Origin of the sequence: Sphingobacterium paramultivorum (genome assembly GCF_014109745.1) — a bacterium.
GTDB classification, from domain to species: domain Bacteria; phylum Bacteroidota; class Bacteroidia; order Sphingobacteriales; family Sphingobacteriaceae; genus Sphingobacterium; species Sphingobacterium paramultivorum.
Map to the genome: position 1 here is coordinate 3,930,221 of NZ_CP058555.1, position 18,632 is coordinate 3,948,852.

Sequence of the window (18,632 nt, forward strand, 5' to 3'; positions counted from 1 at the left end):
CGTTCACTCGGGTGAGGAACTTGAAATTACGAATTATTTCTTTAAAAACAGTTCGAATTTTACGAAATCAACCACCAGTATCCTGTCCGCAAGTAACCTAGATTCATCTTGCACAGCGCATAGTAGAAACGAAAAAATTAATAAAAAAGGCAATACAATGATCAAAACCTTCATGACTTCGCAGACACCAACAGCAATGAAAGCGGACTGAAGGTTCTTTCTGGCCAATAAGATCAGACACTTTCAGAAAAAAAAATAGGGCATCGTATAAAACGATGCCCTTCTTATGATGTAACTATTCTCTAAAAATTACATTTTTCCTGGCATTTTGGGCATATTACGCATCATTTTAGCTGCCATCGCTGGATTAGACATCTGCTTCATGACTTTACGCATATCACCAAATTGTTTCAATAACTTATTCACTTCATTAATATCAGTACCTGATCCTTTCGCAATACGTAAACGACGTTTTTGATCAATGACATCTGGATTTTCACGTTCAAAAGGTGTCATGGAATCGATAATCGCTTCAATGGGTTTGAAAGCATTGTCATCTACTTCAATATCTTTCATTGCTTTACCAACACCAGGGATCATTCCCATGAGGTCTTTCATATTACCCATTTTCTTGATTTGTTGAATCTGGGATTTAAAATCGTTGAAATCGAATTTATTCTTACGGATTTTCTTTTGGAGCTCTGCAGCTTGCTTCTCGTCAAACTGTTGCTGCGCACGTTCCACTAAGGATACGACGTCACCCATGCCCAAAATACGAGATGCCATACGATCAGGGTGGAATACATCCAATGCATCCATCTTTTCACCTGTACCAATAAACTTAATGGGTTTATTAACGACAGATTTAATCGATAATGCAGCACCACCGCGTGTATCACCATCCAACTTAGTCAATACTACACCTGTAAAGTCCAGACGGTCGTTGAACGTTTTAGCCGTATTCACAGCATCTTGACCAGTCATTGAATCCACAACAAATAGGATTTCGTCTGGTTTTGTCGCTTCTTTAACTGCAGTAATCTCAACCATTAAAGGCTCATCGATCGCCAATCGACCAGCTGTATCGATAATTACAACATTATTTCCATTACGTTTTGCTTCTTCCACACCCGCCTTGGCAATTGCAATAGGATCGTTAGATTCACGATTCACATACACTGGTACGCCCACTTGTTCCGCGAGTACTTCCAATTGATCAATCGCTGCAGGACGGTAAACGTCACCAGCCACCAACAATGGTTTTTTATTCTTTTTATCTTTAAGGTACAAGGCCAACTTACCTGAGAACGTTGTTTTACCAGCACCATTCAAACCCGCAATTAAAATGACTGTTGGATTTTTTCCAGTCTCAAGCTCTGTAACAGATCCGCCCATCAAAGCTGTCAACTCATCATTCATGATCTTCGTCAACAATTGGCCTGGGGAAATACTTGTCAGTACATTTTCGCCTAAAGCTTTTTGTTTAACATCGTCGGTAAAAGTTTTGGCAGTTTTATAATTCACATCGGCATCCAACAACGCTTTGCGAATTTCTTTCATCGTTTCTGCAACGTTGATCTCGGTAATACTACCTTGTCCTTTTAATACTTTAAAGGCCCTATCTAACTTATCTTGAAGATTTGAAAACATAAAATCTGAATCTTATTCTATATAAACAGCAAAGTTAAAAAAATTGTCTATAGTAACCTCATTAACACACCATAAAAAATGCGACTATAAAAAATAATCGCATTTTTGTAGGATAAAGTTACAATCCCCGTATTTAATCACTTCTACGGCCACCGAATAAAATCGATGCATAATATAAAAGTGTTACCAACGCACTTAACGCTGCTACAACATACGTCATCGCGGCCCATTTCAAAGCATCTTTTGCACCGTCATGCTCTTCACCATTATAGGTTACACCAGCATGGTTTAACCATTCCAGTGCGCGGTTCGACGCATCAAACTCGACGGGCAAGGTGATAAAAGAAAATAAGGTCGTAATAGCCAGCGCCCCAACTCCAACAGCTAAAAGCCATGGATTACCACCTTTAGAAAAAGCAAACAGCATAACGCCCAACATCAATACCCATGATGTCATTTTGGAAGCCGCATTGACCATCGGTACCATTGCCGAACGGAATCCTAACCATTTATAGGCTTTGGCGTGCTGCACAGCATGACCACATTCGTGCGCCGCTACCGCTGCAGCTGCAACACTGCGGCCACTGTAAACTTCAGGGCTTAAATTAACGGTTTTATCCGACGGATTATAGTGATCTCCCAAACGATCTGGGATAGACAATACCTTTACATCATATATACCGTTATCATTTAACATTTTTTGCGCAATCTCAGCTCCAGACATCCCGTTGCTCAAAGGCATTTCGGAGTATTTCTTAAATTTGTTTTTGAATCTTGTTTGGACAATTAGGCTTACCACCATTATTCCAATAAATAAAATCAAGTACATAGCTATTCAATCGTTTTATAGTTATAATATGACTATCAAACCTTATTCCAATCGTTGAAAAAAGGTATATGCATAAATTTCTAAGATAAAAAAAGTCTTTGACCTGACAAAAAGAACAGATTCTTCTGATCTCCACATGACATAACTGCCACATCATTTGGACAAATAACTCCGCTTTCAGCTTCGATGCAGCGAAACACTTACGCTGATTAACAAGAATTCAATACGTATACTCATCGGTCATTTCTGAAGGCGCGCAGTTATTTTAAGTTCAATCAGGAGCAGATTATTGAAGGAAATGGCTTTTGAAGACATGATGCGCAAAGGATTGTAGCATTGCCTTACTATAAACAAAGGATGGGAAAATACAAAAGCAGCGAAACTCCCCTTTGATCCCAATTAGAATGTAAATAAAAAGGGGCGTTTTGTAATGCCCCCTTTATTATAAATAGCCCATTTGCAGGGTAAGATCGGTACCTTCAATCATCTTCCGTAAATTGCTCAATGCGTAGCGCATCCTCCCCAAAGCAGTATTGATACTTACTTCGGTTATTTCCGCAATATCTTTAAAGCTCATATCACAAAAGTGTCGCATAATGAGCACTTCTTTTTGATCGTCCGGAAGTTTTTGGATCATTTTCTTAAGATCAACATCAACCTGCTGTTTGAGCATTTTTGACTCTGCGCTTTCATCACTAAATTCGAGCACCTCAAAAATATCAAATCCATCCGCATTCACAATATTTGGAGCACGTTTTGCTTTTCTAAAGAAGTCAACAATCATATTGTGCGCTATACGAATAGCCCAAGGTAAAAATTTACCCTCTTCATTATATTTACCGGATTTTAATGTGTTGATGATTTTAATGAAAGTCTCCTGGAAAATATCTTCAGCAAGATATTCATCTTTTACTTTCATATATATAGAAGTATATATTTTCGATTTATATCGATTCAACAATGCCTCTAGACCGGACTCTTGGCCACCGACATACATTTGGATCAACTCTTGATCGCTTTTACCTTTTAGAAGTCTCATACGTCACTTACTTTTTTAGCAGTTCGCAAATAAATTATCAGTTCTGTGTTAAAATGTAAATGTTTGCCGTATAAACTATCCTTTCTTATTGTAAAACAATCAATTAATCTAAAACCAAATTACCGCAAAATAAATGAGTAATCAAATTATTACAATTTATTTTAAGGTTTTTTAACATTTAAAAATAAGTTATCTGCCTCACATTTCCAAACCGAGCTCTTAAGGCAATTCCCCCAATCCCTCCGAAACAAGCTAGAACCAGCAGTTGTACATGAGAAGGACAACACGCCAATGCGGCATCATTTAATCCGAACTTTACAGGGAGTTAATAGGGACCTAATAGGGACCTCATTCGGATGAGCCCCTATTTGAACCGTATAAAATACGGTTCAGGTTATTATATAATTTCTTTGATAAGTTAAATTGGTACGGACTTATACCATACATGTTACGCTGAAAATAGCTGTAAGAAAATAAAAAAAAGCAGAACCACCGCATCGGTGATTCTGCTTTTTTTTATTCCTAGGGGAATTTCTTATTTATACAATGGGAACTCAGCCATCATTGCTCTTACTTTACCATGGATCAAATCCAGTTGAGCATCGTTAGATGCATTTTTCAATGCCTCATCGATCAATTCGCCGATTTGTATAATTTCATTCTCTTTAATACCACGTGTTGTAATTGCTGCAGTACCAAAACGTACACCTGAAGTCACAAAAGGAGAACGTGTATCGAAAGGAACCATATTTTTATTTGTTGTGATACCGGCTTTACCTAATACAGCTTCAGCTTCTTTACCAGAAATATCTTTGTTGCGAAGATCCACCAACATCAAGTGATTGTCTGTACCACCCGAGATGATCTTGTAATCTCTTTCTACAAAGAATTGTGCCAATGCAGCTGCATTTTTCTTTACCTGAACGATATATTCCATATACTCATCGGATAAAGCCTCACCGTAAGCGATCGCTTTCGCTGCGATTGTATGCTCCAAAGGACCACCTTGTGTACCTGGGAATACAGCTAAATCCAATAATTGCGTGATTGTACGGATTTCACCTTTAGGTGTTTTGATACCCCATGGATTTTCAAAATCTTTACCGACCATAATCATACCACCACGTGGACCACGAAGCGTTTTGTGTGTCGTTGTCGTAACGATATGGCAATGTGGAAGTGGATCATTCAATAAACCACGAGCGATTAAACCTGCAGGGTGAGAAATATCAGCCATTACGATAGCACCAATTTCGTCTGCAACTTTACGAATGCGCGCGTAATCCCAATCACGAGAATAAGCCGAAGCACCACAGATGATCATCTTTGGTTTTTCACGAAGCGCTGTTTCTTCCAATTGCTCGTAGTCAATTAGACCTGTATCTTCTTTTACACCATAAAATAATGGTTGATAGATCTTACCAGATAAGTTCGCTGGTGAACCGTGTGTCAAGTGACCACCGTGAGATAAATCAAGACCTAAAATTTTGTCGCCGGGTTTGATTGTCGCCAAAAAAACAGCCGCATTTGCTTGAGCACCAGAGTGAGGCTGAACATTTACCCATTCTGCGCCAAATAATTGTTTTGCACGATCAATTGCGATGGTTTCAATCTCATCCACAACTTCACAACCTCCATAGTAACGTTTTCCTGGGAGGCCTTCTGCATATTTATTTGTCAACACTGAACCAGCAGCTTCCATCACTTGTTTTGAAACAAAGTTTTCTGAAGCAATTAATTCAATACCTTCTTCTTGGCGTTTAAGCTCATCAGCTATTAAATTAAAAATGGCTTGATCTCTTTCCATTGTTTTTAAATGTTGTAAAGTAAATTTTGTAGTTTATTTTAATGCCTCAAAGATAGCATATTCCATAAAGAATATCGACAAAAAGCCATATTTTATTGAATGTTCTTAGAAAAATAGCCTTATTTATGCGAATTACCTAATTAGGTCAAGATCATTTTATGGTGCTATCTGACCGAATAAGCGTACGAAGAATTGAATGTTTCGAAAATGTCAAAAAATCCCGGTCAAGCAATTTGCCATTAAAAAAATGTATTTTTGTATTGGATTGGCTAAAACACTATTACAATGAGTACAGAACATACAGCAGTTGCTCCTGTTTCTTTAACAGAAGGGGCAATCAAGGAACTAAATAAATTAAAGGATCAACAAGAAATCTCTGATGATTTTGGTTTACGTGTCGGTGTTGAAGGCGGCGGTTGTTCCGGTATGAGTTATATCTTGGGCTTTGACCAGAAAAAGGACGGCGATAACGAATACGAAATTCAAGGAATTCGCATCTTTATGAACAAAGCACATGGCCTATATCTTGCCGGTATGGAAATCGACTTCAAATCAGGACTAGATGCAAGGGGCTTCACATTCAATAATCCCAATGCAACAAGTATCTGTGGATGTGGAAGCAGTTTTTCAGCATAACTGAATTTCAGCACGAATGAAATAACAAAGGGACTGCCATAGGTGGTCCCTTTGTCGTAGCAGATGCTTCCATCATTTTCGCCAGTTGATCGAGTGAAGATTTCAAAAAGTTCAACCTCGATTTAATGATATAAGCACAACAAAGCCCTCTTTCATTTTCCATCATAAATCACTAAATTAGCGACCTTTAGAAAAGAAGCATACAACAGTCTGATGTACAAAGAATATAAGCAGTTAAATTTACCCGAGATAGGTAAAGAGATTTTGACCCGTTGGGAACAGGAAAAAATATTCGAAAAAAGTATCAAGAATCGTCCTGAAAGCAAGACCTATACATTTTTTGAAGGTCCACCTTCTGCAAATGGAATGCCTGGAATTCACCACGTGATGGCACGTACGATTAAGGATATTTTCTGTCGTTACAAGACTTTGAAAGGTTACCAAGTGAAACGAAAAGGCGGCTGGGATACCCATGGTCTGCCCATTGAACTTGCTGTCGAAAAAGCTCTTGGAATCACAAAAGAGGATATCGGCAAAAAGATTACCGTAGAACAATATAACGACGCTTGTCGCAAGGAGGTAATGAAATATACCGATGTATGGAATGACCTAACCACCAAAATGGGCTATTGGGTTGACCTTGAACATCCTTATATTACTTACAAGAATGAATACATCGAAACCTTATGGTATTTATTGAAAGAACTTTACAAAAAAGGTCTTTTGTACAAGGGTTATACGATACAACCTTACTCTCCGGCAGCAGGTACAGGATTGAGTTCGCATGAACTTAACCAGCCCGGCACCTATAAAGATGTTAAAGATACCACCATCGTTGCAGAATTTAGACTTATCAAAAGTCAGCTTCATCCAGCTATAGAAAAATTAGTTGACGACGATGCGGAGGATGTAGCATTCATTGCCTGGACGACCACGCCATGGACTTTACCGTCCAACACAGCCTTGGTTGTAGGCAAGAAAATAAATTATGTTAAGATCCGAACTTTCAATAAATATACTGGTGCTCCTGTATCTGTCGTATTAGCGAAAGATTTGATCAGCAAACATTTTAAAGCGGAAGGAGAAAATGCATCCTTCCAAGACTATAAATTGGGCGACAAAGTAATTCCTTGGGAGCTTGCAGCAGAATTTGTAGGAGAAGAACTTGTTGGCTTGCGCTATGAGCAATTGTTGCCCTATATCACCAACGAGGACTTACAAGAAAATGCTTTCCGAGTTATTCCAGGCGACTTTGTTACGACTGAAGACGGTACCGGTATCGTCCACGCTGCTCCTACTTATGGTGCGGATGACTTTCGTGTAGCAAAAGAACATGGTGTACCGGGCATCTTGGTGAAAGATGAAAATGGAAAAGAAGTACCTACTGTTGACCGTACTGGACGTTTTGTAAGTGAAATCACAGATTTTGCCGGAAGATTTGTCAAAGAAGAATATTACAGTGCTGAGGAACGTTCAAAAGAAGACTTCAAACCTACAGACGTGTTGATCTCTATCAAACTGAAAGAGGACAACAAAGCTTTCGATGTCAAAAAATATGAGCATACCTATCCACATTGTTGGCGTACAGACAAACCTGTTCTATACTATCCATTAGATAGCTGGTTTATCCGCACAACAGCAGTGAAGGAAGATCTGGTTGCATTAAATAAAACCATCAACTGGAAACCTGAAGCAACCGGTACCGGCCGCTTCGGAAACTGGCTAGAAAACTTGGTAGACTGGAACCTTTCGCGTTCGCGTTACTGGGGAACTCCACTTCCTATCTGGCGTTCAGAAGACGAAAATGAAGAAGTTTGTATCGGCTCCTTACCTGAATTAAAGTCTTTATTGGAAGCTTCTTTGACCTCAGACGTTTTGTCTGACGATGAAAAAGCGAAGAATAAAGCTTACTTGGATAAATTCGACACCGAGCAACTGGATCTTCACCGTCCATATGTGGACGATATCGTTCTTGTTTCTGATGCCGGACAAAAGTTATTTCGCGAACCTGATCTGATAGACGTCTGGTTTGATTCGGGCGCAATGCCTTATGCACAATGGGGATTGGATCACGAAAAATTAGCCAAAGGCGAAGAGTTTCCTTTTAAAGCTGGATTCGATCACGCATACCCGGCAGACTTTATCGCTGAAGGGGTGGATCAAACACGGGGTTGGTTTTTCACCTTACATGCGATTTCTACAATGATGTACAAATCGGTTTCCTTCAAAAACGTGGTTTCCAATGGCTTGGTATTGGATAAAAATGGAAATAAGATGTCCAAACGCCTGGGCAATGGTGTTGATCCATTCTCGACGATCGATCAATACAGTGCTGATGCAACACGCTGGTACATGATCAGTAATGCCGCACCATGGGACAACCTTAAATTCAATATGGAAGGGTTGGATGAAGTCCGCCGTAAATTCTTTGGTACTTTATATAATACCTACGCTTTTTTTGCATTGTATGCCAATATCGATAAGTTCTCCTATTCAGAACCAGATATTGCTTTGGAAAAACGTCCTGAAATTGACCGTTGGATTATCTCCTTGTTAAATTCGTTGACCAAGGAAGTAGACGAATACTTGGCGGATTACGAGCCTACAAAAGCCGCGCGCGCTATTCAAAACTTTGTTGATGAACATCTCAGCAACTGGTATGTCCGTCTTTGCCGTCGTCGTTTCTGGAAAGGAGATTATTCAGAAGATAAAATTTCGGCCTATCAAACACTTTATACATGTCTTGAAACGATTGCGAAATTGATGTCGCCAATATCACCTTTCTTCTCGGATAGATTATTCCTGGATTTGAATTCAGCCACGAACAAGGAACAAGTTGAATCTGTTCACCTGGCGAATTTCCCGGTTTATAATGAAAGTCTAGTCGATAAAGATCTGGAAGAACGTATGGCTTTAGCGCAGGATATCTCATCGCTGACACTTTCTTTACGGAAGAAAACTTCCATCAATGTACGTCAACCATTAAATAAAATTTTGGTTCCGGTACTGGATAGTGCTTTCCAAGAAAAGGTAGAGAAAGTAAAAGATCTGGTACTTTCTGAGACCAATATCAAAGATATCGAGTTCATTACAGATACCACTGGTATTATTAAGAAAAAAATAAAACCAAATTTCAAAGCTCTTGGCGCGAAAGTTGGTAAGGATATGAAGTTAGTTTCTTCGTCTATCCAATCGTTGACTATAGATCAAATCAGCACGTTGGAATCAACAGGCGAATTGGCCCTAGCAGGCACGCCATATACGATTTTACTGAGCGATGTAGAAATTATAGCAGAAGACGTTGAAGGATGGCAAGTAGCGAATCTAGGTAAATTGACCGTAGCATTAGATGTACATATCACCGAAGAATTGAAAAAAGAAGGTTTGTCAAGAGAATTGATCAACCGCCTACAAAATCTAAGGAAGGATAAAGGATTAGAAGTCACTGATAGAATTAACGTAAAGTTAACAGCTGCTTCAGAAGTGGTTAATGCTGCCAACGAAAATTTATCGTATATTTGCACCGAAATTCTGGCCGATTCATTGGTATTTGAAGATTCACTAACTGAAGGAGAGACCATCGAGATCGATGGCAAAGAACTTAAGGCATTAATCCAAAAAAATTAAATTATGGCAAACAACAACGAGAAAACACGCTATAGCGATTCAGAATTACAAGAATTCAAAGATATTATCTTGGACAAGCTTAGAATAGCAAAAGAAGAGCTTTCCTCGTTGACCGCAACGCTTAATAACAGTAATGCTAATGGTACCGACGATACTGCTGGAACGTACAAGACATTGGAAGACGGTTCAGCTACTTTAGAAAAAGAGCAAACAAATCAATTGGCTGCTCGTCAAAAGAAATTTATCGACAACCTAGAAGCGGCGTTGGTGCGCATCGAGAACAAAACGTATGGTATCTGTAGAGAAACAGGAAAACTGATTCAAAAAGAACGTTTGAAAGCTGTTCCACATACAACGTTGAGCATCGAAGCGAAAAACAAACAATATTAATTTTAGGCATTAAATATATGGTCTTTGCTTAGGCAAGGACCATTTTTATAACACAATGAAGGGTTATACGAAACCGATCGCGCTCATCGTAGCGATACTTTTAATAGATCAATTGTCAAAAATATGGGTTAAGCTCACAATGACAATTGGACAAAGCCACCATGTATTGGGCAAATTTTTCCAGATTCATTTTATTGAAAACAATGGAATGGCCTATGGTATGGAATTTGGCGGTGATTATGGAAAATTATTTTTGACGGTATTTCGTATTTTAGCCGTAGCTGGTATTGGATACGGCCTACATTACATGATCAAAAATAAGTATAACCGTGGATTCATCTTAAATGTTGCCCTAATTCTTGCCGGTGCCTTAGGAAATATCATCGATTCTGCTTTTTACGGTGTCATCTTTAGTGAAAGTACCTGGTATGATAAAGCGAGTTTATTCCCAGCAGGTGGTGGTTATTCTTCCTTCCTGCACGGAAAAGTAGTCGATATGCTTTATTTCCCATTAATTCAAGGCAACTTCCCTTCTTGGGTGCCCTTTTGGGGCGGTGAAGAGTTCCTCTTCTTCCGACCTGTATTCAACATTGCCGACTCGGCAATTTCTGTTGGGGTGGTTTTGATCCTGTTATTTCAAAAACGGTATTTCAAAACAGAAAAAGAAGAGAAATCCAGCATCCACAGTGAAATCGTTGAAGATTAACGAAATATCCCTAAAAGCCTTGTTAATCCCAAGGCTTTTATTTTTTTGCACATATAACCCAATACAACTATCTAAACTCTACTATTAGCATGAAAAACATTAGCCTACTTCTGACATTTTGCTGCCTACTAGGAATCCAAATAGCACAGGCACAACAGATCGAAGTTTCTAACTTAAAGAAACATATCTATTACCTCGCCGACGACAAAATGCAGGGACGAGGAACGGGCAGTAAGGAAGTATTTAAAGCTGCAGATTATATTGAAAAGGAATTCAAAAAATACAAACTTGAGCCTAAAGGTGAAAAAGGATACCGCCAATCCTTCAAAGCCAAAGTCTGGAAAGTAAAAGTTGCAGACAGCATTCGCAATGCAGATAATATCATTGGATTTATTGACAATGGTGCAGACTTAACAGTTGTTATAGGTGCACATTACGATCACTTGGGAACAGGTCGTCAAGGAAGTTCAAAAGATTCCTTAGGAGTAGGCAAAATCCACAATGGAGCCGACGATAATGCCTCTGGTACGGCTGGTTTATTGGAGCTCGCACGTTACTTTAGCAGCAACAATGAAAAAGAACCCTACAACTTATTGTTTATTGCTTTCGGGGCGGAAGAATTGGGATTAGTTGGTTCCAAATATTTTACGGAACACCCTACTCTACCATTGGAGAAAATCACAGCCATGCTCAATATGGATATGATCGGCCGCTATAATCCCAGCAATGGCCTTGCTGTAATCGGCTATGGAACAAGTAGTCAATGGCCAGCTATATTCAAAGATGTTCAGGCACCTATAAAATTTAATCTTAGCAAGGATGGCAACGGCGGATCTGACCAAACTTCATTCTACAAAAAGAATATACCGGTGTTGTTTTTCCATACTGGTGGACACCCAGACTACCATATGCCGACCGATGATGCCGATAAAATTGATTATAACGCTTTAAAGTCCATTTTAGATCTAGAAAAAACAGTAGTTGAAAATATCATGAAACAATCCAGTAAAATGGATTTTATATGGACCAACTAAAACAAAAAAGGCGGATTTGTGTCTAACAAAATGTGATAATCTAGCTTTTTATATGCTAAAATGCTATAACAGAGATTAGTAAATTAGTTTGTAGACATATACGAATAAACTAAACAGCACACTTAAGACCCTGCAAACGAGTTTTTATAAACAGGTGCTTGGATATCATTTAATTATTGTTGATGAAAAAAATTCTAGTGACAGGGTCCAATGGATTCCTTGGCCAAAAAGTCGTTGATTTACTTGCTAAAAATGACCAATATGATGTTGTTGCCATTTCAAAGGGTCCAAATCGCAACCCGAATCAAGTGGATTATGCTTTCTTTCAAGTAGACCTATCGGATCGGGAAAAACTGACAGATTTTTTATCTGCACAAACTTTTGATGCAATTGTACATACAGCAGCCATGACAAGTGTGGAAGCTTGTGAAGCAGATCAAGCAGCATGTCAATCGCTTAACGTCGATCTCGTAGCCTATCTGGCTTCTTACTGTACTGCACATCAGACCCAACTGATCCACTTATCTACAGACTTTGTATTTGATGGCAAAAAAAATGCGCCTTATGATGAAACAGATCTCCCCAATCCGCAAAGTGAATATGGGAAGAGTAAATACGCTTCCGAACAAGTGCTTGTGCGGTCCAGCTGCAATTATGCTATCCTTCGCACGATATTAGTCTATGGGATCAATGCTGACCCCAATCGTTCGAATCTAGTATTATGGGCTAAAAGTAAGTTGTCGCAAAATGAACCCATAAAAGTAGTCAATGACCAATGGAGAATGCCTACCTTTGTGGATGATTTAGCTTATGCTTGCCAACTCGCTATTGACCGAAAAGCGCAGGGAATATTTCATATTTCAGGAGCAGAGTTAATGTCGATCAATGAGGCTGTCTACAAAATTGCAGACTACTGGCAACTAGATAAAGGATTGATTTCGGAGATCAGTGCTGCCAGCATTGGACAGGCGGAGAACAGGCCACGGCAGACAGGCTTTGATCTGACTAGATCTAACGCTGAATTGGGTTATGTGCCGACGTCATTTATGGATTCTTTGGCAATCATAGATAATCAATTCAAAACGTTTGGACGATAATGACAAATAATGATATGATAGAGAAATTTGCGCGAGAGTCATACACTGAGATGAACGAATTGGTATTACCCAACGACACAAATACTTTTGGGAATTTGATGGGTGGCCGTTTATTGTATTGGATGGATATCTGTTCAGCTATTGCTGCTCAAAAACACTGTAGCAATGTCGTCGTAACAGTATCAGTCGACAATGTATCTTTTAAGCGCTCCATTAAACTTGGTGAGGTCGTCACGATACAAGCTCAGGTAACGCGTGCGTTTAATAGTTCCTTGGAAGTACGCATGGAAATTTTCGCGTCTAATTTACCGGAAGGCACCCGTGTAAAAACCAACGAAGCTTATTATACCTTTGTTGCTGTTGATGCGGATAACAACCCTAAAGCTGTGCCTGTATTAATTCCGGAAACAGATATAGAACACAAAGCTTACGAAGATGCATTACAACGAAGAGAACTGCGCCTTATTCTCGCGGGGAAATTAAAGCCTGAAAATGCAAAAAAATTAAAAGCGCTGGTCAGTCTTTTTAGTCAAAAGAACTAATGTTTAATGTTCATGACTTACATACCGTGTAAATAATCAAAAAGGGAAAATGATCGTTTTCCCTTTTTGAGTTATATCCCCATATACTGGGTTGATTTATTCGCGATAGCTTACGCGTTACCAAGCGCTAAAATCCGATCAAATTCTTCTGGCTTCAAAGGCATTACAGACAAACGTCCTTGTCTGACCAAAGCGATATCCTGCAACTGCTCATCAGCCTTGATAGTTTCCAACGTAACGGATTTCTTCAGCGTCTCTACAGGTGCCAGATCCACAACGACCCAACGCTCATCATCTGTTGTCGGATCTTGATAAAATTCCTTGACGACTTTCGCCACCCCCACAACTTCTTTTCCTTCATTGCTATGGTAGAACAGGACCAGATCCCCTTCTTTCATAGCTTTGATATTATTCCTAGCTTGATAATTACGAACGCCATCCCAAAATGTACGGCCATCTTTATTAAATTGTTCCCAGCTATATTTAAATGGTTCAGATTTTACTAAGAAGTATTGCATGGTCAAATTTCTGTTAAGCGTTAAAAACTATTGTTGTGGCATTAAAACTTCCATTTTATCTGCAAAATGCGCACAGTAATCACGCAAGTCGCCAATAACTTTTTCTGCCATTGGATCACCGCCTGAAGAACGGATAAAAGAGTCGCCCAATGTTTGCAGCGTTTCATAGAAAAAACGTTTCATCTCATCGTAGGGCATATCTTTAGTCCAAAGGTCAATACGCATTGAATTTTTATAATGTGAATCCCATAGGGCTAAAAACATCGCTTTTGCAGGTAATTCCTCCGCATTATTTCCATCTGTAGAAGACCACATGATATTTTCAGGCACGTTGTTTTCATCTAACTCTACCTGTAATTTTATTTCAGCTTTTTTCATTTTAATATTATTGAGCTATTTATATTGAGCTATGTTTTTTGAAACAGGAACTATATTTGCCATCGATTCACAACCTAACTCGTCTTTATTTTTAATTTACCTCTTACCCAAAGGTTACTTTGACAATTAAACTGGTGACACAAACGACTACCAAAAATGCCAATTGTAATAACCACATTTTTTTATTTGGCTTTACAAAGACCCTAAATACAATATCAATAACGGTCAATATCAACAACAATAGGATAAATGCGCCCCAAGTAAATAAAGCCTTTTCATCATTGGGGTTTTCCATAACAAACCAGGCAACAAGGCATGCACTAGCGATATTTAGTGGTGTAAAGCGCACAATAAATTAACGTTTTTTAAAATTGCGATTTGTTCCTCCCGATTTTCCACCTGCAGACTTACTTTTACTTTTTGCTTTTGGTTTAAATCCGGAAGCTCGTTGTGCCTCCCGCACTTCTTTCTGTTTGATAACGTATTTCTTTTCGTGAAAAGCACCTTGGAAATCTGGATCATCTTTTCGTTTTTGATTATCAATCTCGCGCGCAATATCCTGTTTTTCATGATAGGGTGTTTTCTCTATAAAGACATCCTCTGGTAGTGCGTAGACAGGTATACTTTGCTTGATCAATTTTTCGATTTTGCGAACATAATATTTTTCGGCATCATTACAGAACGTGATAGCATCCCCCTCATTGAAAGCTCGCCCGGTACGTCCAATACGATGCACATAATCTTCTATAACAATAGGTACTTCAAAGTTGATCACATGGCTTACATTAGAAACGTCAAGTCCTCGCGCCGCCACATCCGTTGCGACCAAAATACGAATATTCCCTTCCTTAAACGCATTGATGGAGTTGATACGTGTATTCTGCCCCTTATTGGCATGAATAACACGAACCTCATCTTTACCATATTTACGTTCCAAAAAGTGGAAAACATTGTCTGCTACCTGCTTTGTCTTACAGAAAACAATCAATCGGCTAAACGCTTCATCATCTTGCAAGAGATGCTGAAGCAAATTCAATTTTGTCTTTTGGTTGGGTACAACATACAATGCCTGACTCACCGTTTTTGCGGGTGTAGCTTGTTCTGATACCTCAATAACGGTCGGAAATGCTAAGAAATCACCTGCAATTTTGCGAACAAGCTCACTCATTGTTGCTGAGAACAATAAGTTCTGACGTTTGCGTGGTACGATTTCAAGTACACGATGGATCTTACTAATAAAACCCATATCCATCATCTTATCGGCCTCGTCCAAGACCAAAAATTTGAGTGATTTGACAACAATGTGCCCTTCGAGGTACAAGTCTAAAAATCGACCTGGAGTTGCCACAATAATATCCACTCCTTTTTCGAGTATTTCTATCTGAGTTTTTGGTCCTAATCCACCATAAAGTACCACTGAACGCAAATCAAGGTAAGTAGAAAACAGCTTAATATTTTCTTCGATCTGCATGGCCAATTCTCTCGTTGGTGTCAAAATCAACGCACGCGCATCATTTCCCTGAGCATACTTTAACTTCATCAACATGGGCAACACGAATGCCGCGGTTTTTCCAGTTCCCGTCTGAGCGATTCCCATCACATCCTGCCCGGCCAATATTGGAGTAATTGCCTTTTCTTGGATCTCTGTCGGTTGTTGATACCCCGCCTCCGCTATCGCATTTAAGATCTGTTTATTGAATTTAAAATTTTCAAATGATTGCTGCATCTTGCAAAGATAAGGAAAAGAGTCCATTTGACTTTCCTTGACAACCAATACGGCACACATTTACTTTCAATTGACATAAAAATTGGTAAAAAGCATATTATAAAGTCTAATATTTTGGTTTTTAAGAGAATTAAAGCATTTTTGTACTGTATAAACAAACTTTTTATCAGGTTGATATGAAAAAATTATGGATGTGTTTGTTGTTCATCACAACAAGCTTTGCTGCATTTGCCGATGAGGGAATGTGGTTTTTAATGTATCTAAAGCGTCTGAATGAGTCAGATATGCAGAAAAAAGGGCTTCGCTTAAGTGCCGAAGAAATCTACAGCATTAACCACTCTAGCTTAAAAGATGCAATCGTACAATTCAATGGTGGCTGTACTGCTGAGATCGTTTCTGATCAAGGCTTGGTATTCACCAACCATCACTGTGGATATGGTGCTATTGCTGAACTTTCTACACCAGAAAATGATCATTTAACAAATGGTTTCTGGGCCAAATCCAAAAATGAAGAGTTAAAACCTAAATCTTTGTCGGTTCGCTTTTTTGTGCGCATGGATGATGTTTCAAAACGAATCTTAGGTTTGGTCAACAACAAAATGGCTGAAGATGAACGAAAAAAAATCATTGCCGCTGAAATTGCCAAAATTCAAAAAGAGAATAGCGAAAATGGTAAGTATGTGGTTGAAGTAAAATCGTTCTACCAAGGCAATGAGTATTATTATTTTGTATACCAAGATTACAATGATGTCCGTTTGGTGGGAACACCCCCAAATAGCATTGGAAAATTTGGCGGTGATACGGATAACTGGGAATGGCCACGTCATACGGGAGATTTCTCAATTTTCCGAGTTTACGCTGATAAAAATGGTAATCCAGCAGAGTATGCACAAGAAAATGTCCCTTTGAAACCTAAACATTTCCTACCTGTCAGCTTAAAAGGTGTTCAAGAAGGAGATTTCGCGATGATCTTAGGCTATCCAGGTCGTACCAATCGTTGGATGCCTGCTGGAGGAATCAATCAGAATGTTAAATTCGCTTATCCAGCTTGGGTAGAAGCTTCTAAAACAGGTATGGATGCCATGAAAAAATTCATGGATCAAGACCAAGCTGTAAAATTGAACTATGCTTCAAAATACTCTCAGGTAGCTAACTACTGGAAAAACCGTCAAGGAATGATTGATGCTTTGACATTACATAAAACTGCAGAATCTAAAGCAAAAGACGAAGCTAAATTTGACAAATGGGCAAATAAAGCTGCAAACAAAGCAGAATACGGTGATGTCATCAAAACAATCAACGAATTTTATGCTTCGACAAACGAGAAAGCTAGACATGACAACTATTTAATGGGTATGTTGCGTTCTAGTGCAATTGCAGCTTTACCGAACACAATTGGATCAGGTTTAGAAGTATATACTGCTGGAGATGAAGCAAGAAGAAATGCTATTCTTCCTCGTTTAAAATCTGCCATCGATGCAGGTTATGAAAAAATGTACATGCCGCTTGAAGAGCAAGTATTGATTGACGAATTGAATCTTTATGCTAAAAAAGCAGGAAATATTGCGCCATATATTGCAGAATTGGCTGCTAAAAATAACGGTGACTTTACGGCTTATGTCAAAGAATCTGTGAAGAACAGCATCTTCGCTTCTGCTGAACGTTTGAACAATTACCTGGAGACCCCTAACGCTGAAATTTTAGCCAATGACCCATTGTATAAACTTTCTTCGGCCTTACTTAACAGATACCGTCAAGTAGATCCTAGCTGGAAAACACAAGATGACAAATTTGAAGGTGCTTATCGTAAATATGTCGCTGGGGTATTGGCTTCGAATCCAAAAGGCAAATTCTATCCAGATGCGAACAGTACGTTACGTTTAAGTTACGGTTCGATCAAGGGCCTACCACAAGATCCCCGTAACGATGCAGACAAAAACTTTTACACAACGTTAAAAGGTACTATTGCGAAGTACAAAAAGGGCGACGAAGAGTTTGATTTACCACAACCTTTGATGGATCTGTACAATAATAAGGACTATGGTCGTTATGCAGACAAGAAAGGATATCTACCAGTGAACTTCCTAAGTGACAACGACATAACAGGCGGAAACTCAGGTTCACCCGTAATAAATGGCAACGGTGAATTAATTGGCCTAGCTTTTGATGGTAATATTGAAGCTATGGCTGGTGATGTGATCTTCGACCACAAGCTACAACGTACAATTTCAGTTGATATCCGATATGTGTTATTTATCATCGATAAATTTGCAGGAGCAACCAACATTATTGACGAACTTAAGATTGTTGAATAGTTTTTTTTAAGCTTTTTCGATAAAAAAAAACGAAATTTATTTTCTATTTGATTCGTTTTTGTATATTTAAGGAGTGTTTAGGAAAAACCATAAAAACTAAAATTATAATTATAAAAAAATGGAAAACTACGTAAAATTAAAAGAGTTAGTAGCTTCTATCGAAGCTGATGCAGACAAGTTCTTCAACAATGGTAATTCTGCAGCTGGTACACGTGTACGTAAAGGATTACAAGAAATCAAAACCTTAGCACAAGAACTTCGTAACGAAGTTACTTCTAAGAAAAACGACGGAAAATAGTTTTTTCGAAGTTAAACATAAAAAAGGCCTTTCAAATGAA

General features: G+C 38.8%; 17 protein-coding genes. 9 read left to right on the forward strand and 8 right to left on the reverse strand.

Features of this window, described 5'->3' with window-relative positions; all coding sequences use genetic code 11:
* Positions 1 to 309 precede the first annotated feature (309 nt).
* From ffh to glyA, 4 genes are all read right to left on the reverse strand, one after another.
* The gene (gene ffh / locus HS960_RS16510; RefSeq protein ID WP_075991125.1) at positions 310 to 1,650 is read right to left on the reverse strand and encodes a signal recognition particle protein; all 1,341 of its coding nucleotides are present in this window, start codon (positions 1,648 to 1,650) and stop codon (positions 310 to 312) included.
* Positions 1,651 to 1,783: 133 nt separating this feature from the next.
* Complete coding sequence (locus HS960_RS16515; protein ID WP_088160292.1) at positions 1,784 to 2,479, reverse strand: zinc metallopeptidase; 696 nt, start codon at positions 2,477 to 2,479, stop codon at positions 1,784 to 1,786.
* Between the two features lie 442 nt (positions 2,480 to 2,921).
* Entirely contained in the window at positions 2,922 to 3,518 is a 597-nt protein-coding gene (locus HS960_RS16520) for an RNA polymerase sigma factor (RefSeq protein WP_075991123.1), read from the reverse strand.
* 535 nt (positions 3,519 to 4,053) lie between these two features.
* Positions 4,054 to 5,325, reverse strand: a complete 1,272-nt coding sequence (gene glyA, locus HS960_RS16525) for a serine hydroxymethyltransferase (RefSeq protein WP_075991122.1) — start codon at positions 5,323 to 5,325, stop codon at positions 4,054 to 4,056.
* A gap of 285 nt (positions 5,326 to 5,610) precedes the next feature.
* Between glyA and HS960_RS16530 the strand changes: the two genes are divergently transcribed.
* From HS960_RS16530 to HS960_RS16560, 7 genes are all read left to right on the forward strand, one after another.
* Positions 5,611 to 5,961, forward strand: coding sequence for a HesB/IscA family protein (locus tag HS960_RS16530; RefSeq protein WP_182330078.1), 351 nt, complete (start codon positions 5,611 to 5,613; stop codon positions 5,959 to 5,961).
* Between the two features lie 213 nt (positions 5,962 to 6,174).
* Positions 6,175 to 9,588, forward strand: coding sequence for an isoleucine--tRNA ligase (ileS, locus tag HS960_RS16535; RefSeq protein WP_182330080.1), 3,414 nt, complete (start codon positions 6,175 to 6,177; stop codon positions 9,586 to 9,588).
* Positions 9,589 to 9,591: 3 nt separating this feature from the next.
* The gene (locus tag HS960_RS16540; RefSeq protein WP_046674049.1) at positions 9,592 to 9,978 is read left to right on the forward strand and encodes a TraR/DksA family transcriptional regulator; all 387 of its coding nucleotides are present in this window, start codon (positions 9,592 to 9,594) and stop codon (positions 9,976 to 9,978) included.
* 55 nt (positions 9,979 to 10,033) lie between these two features.
* Positions 10,034 to 10,684, forward strand: coding sequence for a lipoprotein signal peptidase (locus tag HS960_RS16545; protein WP_075991120.1), 651 nt, complete (start codon positions 10,034 to 10,036; stop codon positions 10,682 to 10,684).
* Between the two features lie 89 nt (positions 10,685 to 10,773).
* Positions 10,774 to 11,718: a M20/M25/M40 family metallo-hydrolase gene (locus HS960_RS16550; protein ID WP_075991119.1), complete on the forward strand. Its 945-nt coding sequence runs from the start codon at positions 10,774 to 10,776 to the stop codon at positions 11,716 to 11,718.
* Positions 11,719 to 11,900: 182 nt separating this feature from the next.
* The gene (locus HS960_RS16555; protein ID WP_153847221.1) at positions 11,901 to 12,815 is read left to right on the forward strand and encodes an SDR family oxidoreductase; all 915 of its coding nucleotides are present in this window, start codon (positions 11,901 to 11,903) and stop codon (positions 12,813 to 12,815) included.
* A gap of 14 nt (positions 12,816 to 12,829) precedes the next feature.
* Positions 12,830 to 13,357, forward strand: coding sequence for an acyl-CoA thioesterase (locus HS960_RS16560; RefSeq protein WP_046674180.1), 528 nt, complete (start codon positions 12,830 to 12,832; stop codon positions 13,355 to 13,357).
* Positions 13,358 to 13,467: 110 nt separating this feature from the next.
* Here HS960_RS16560 and HS960_RS16565 read toward each other — a convergent pair whose 3' ends face one another.
* The 4 genes from HS960_RS16565 to HS960_RS16580 all read right to left on the reverse strand — a co-directional run bounded on the left by HS960_RS16565 (position 13,468) and on the right by HS960_RS16580 (position 15,979).
* Positions 13,468 to 13,875 (reverse strand): EVE domain-containing protein, encoded by a 408-nt coding sequence (locus tag HS960_RS16565; protein ID WP_075991117.1) that lies wholly within the window; start codon positions 13,873 to 13,875, stop codon positions 13,468 to 13,470.
* 27 nt (positions 13,876 to 13,902) lie between these two features.
* A complete protein-coding gene (gldC, locus tag HS960_RS16570; protein WP_088160288.1) occupies positions 13,903 to 14,253 on the reverse strand; it encodes a gliding motility protein GldC in 351 nt (116 codons plus the stop codon).
* A gap of 103 nt (positions 14,254 to 14,356) precedes the next feature.
* Complete coding sequence (locus HS960_RS16575) at positions 14,357 to 14,602, reverse strand: hypothetical protein (RefSeq protein WP_075991115.1); 246 nt, start codon at positions 14,600 to 14,602, stop codon at positions 14,357 to 14,359.
* A gap of 6 nt (positions 14,603 to 14,608) precedes the next feature.
* Positions 14,609 to 15,979, reverse strand: coding sequence for a DEAD/DEAH box helicase (locus tag HS960_RS16580; protein WP_153847222.1), 1,371 nt, complete (start codon positions 15,977 to 15,979; stop codon positions 14,609 to 14,611).
* A gap of 176 nt (positions 15,980 to 16,155) precedes the next feature.
* Between HS960_RS16580 and HS960_RS16585 the strand changes: the two genes are divergently transcribed.
* Both HS960_RS16585 and HS960_RS16590 read left to right on the forward strand, forming a co-directional pair.
* Positions 16,156 to 18,294: a S46 family peptidase gene (locus HS960_RS16585; protein ID WP_153847223.1), complete on the forward strand. Its 2,139-nt coding sequence runs from the start codon at positions 16,156 to 16,158 to the stop codon at positions 18,292 to 18,294.
* 118 nt (positions 18,295 to 18,412) lie between these two features.
* The gene (locus HS960_RS16590) at positions 18,413 to 18,592 is read left to right on the forward strand and encodes a histone H1 (RefSeq protein ID WP_153847224.1); all 180 of its coding nucleotides are present in this window, start codon (positions 18,413 to 18,415) and stop codon (positions 18,590 to 18,592) included.
* The last annotated feature ends 40 nt before the right edge of the window (positions 18,593 to 18,632 follow it).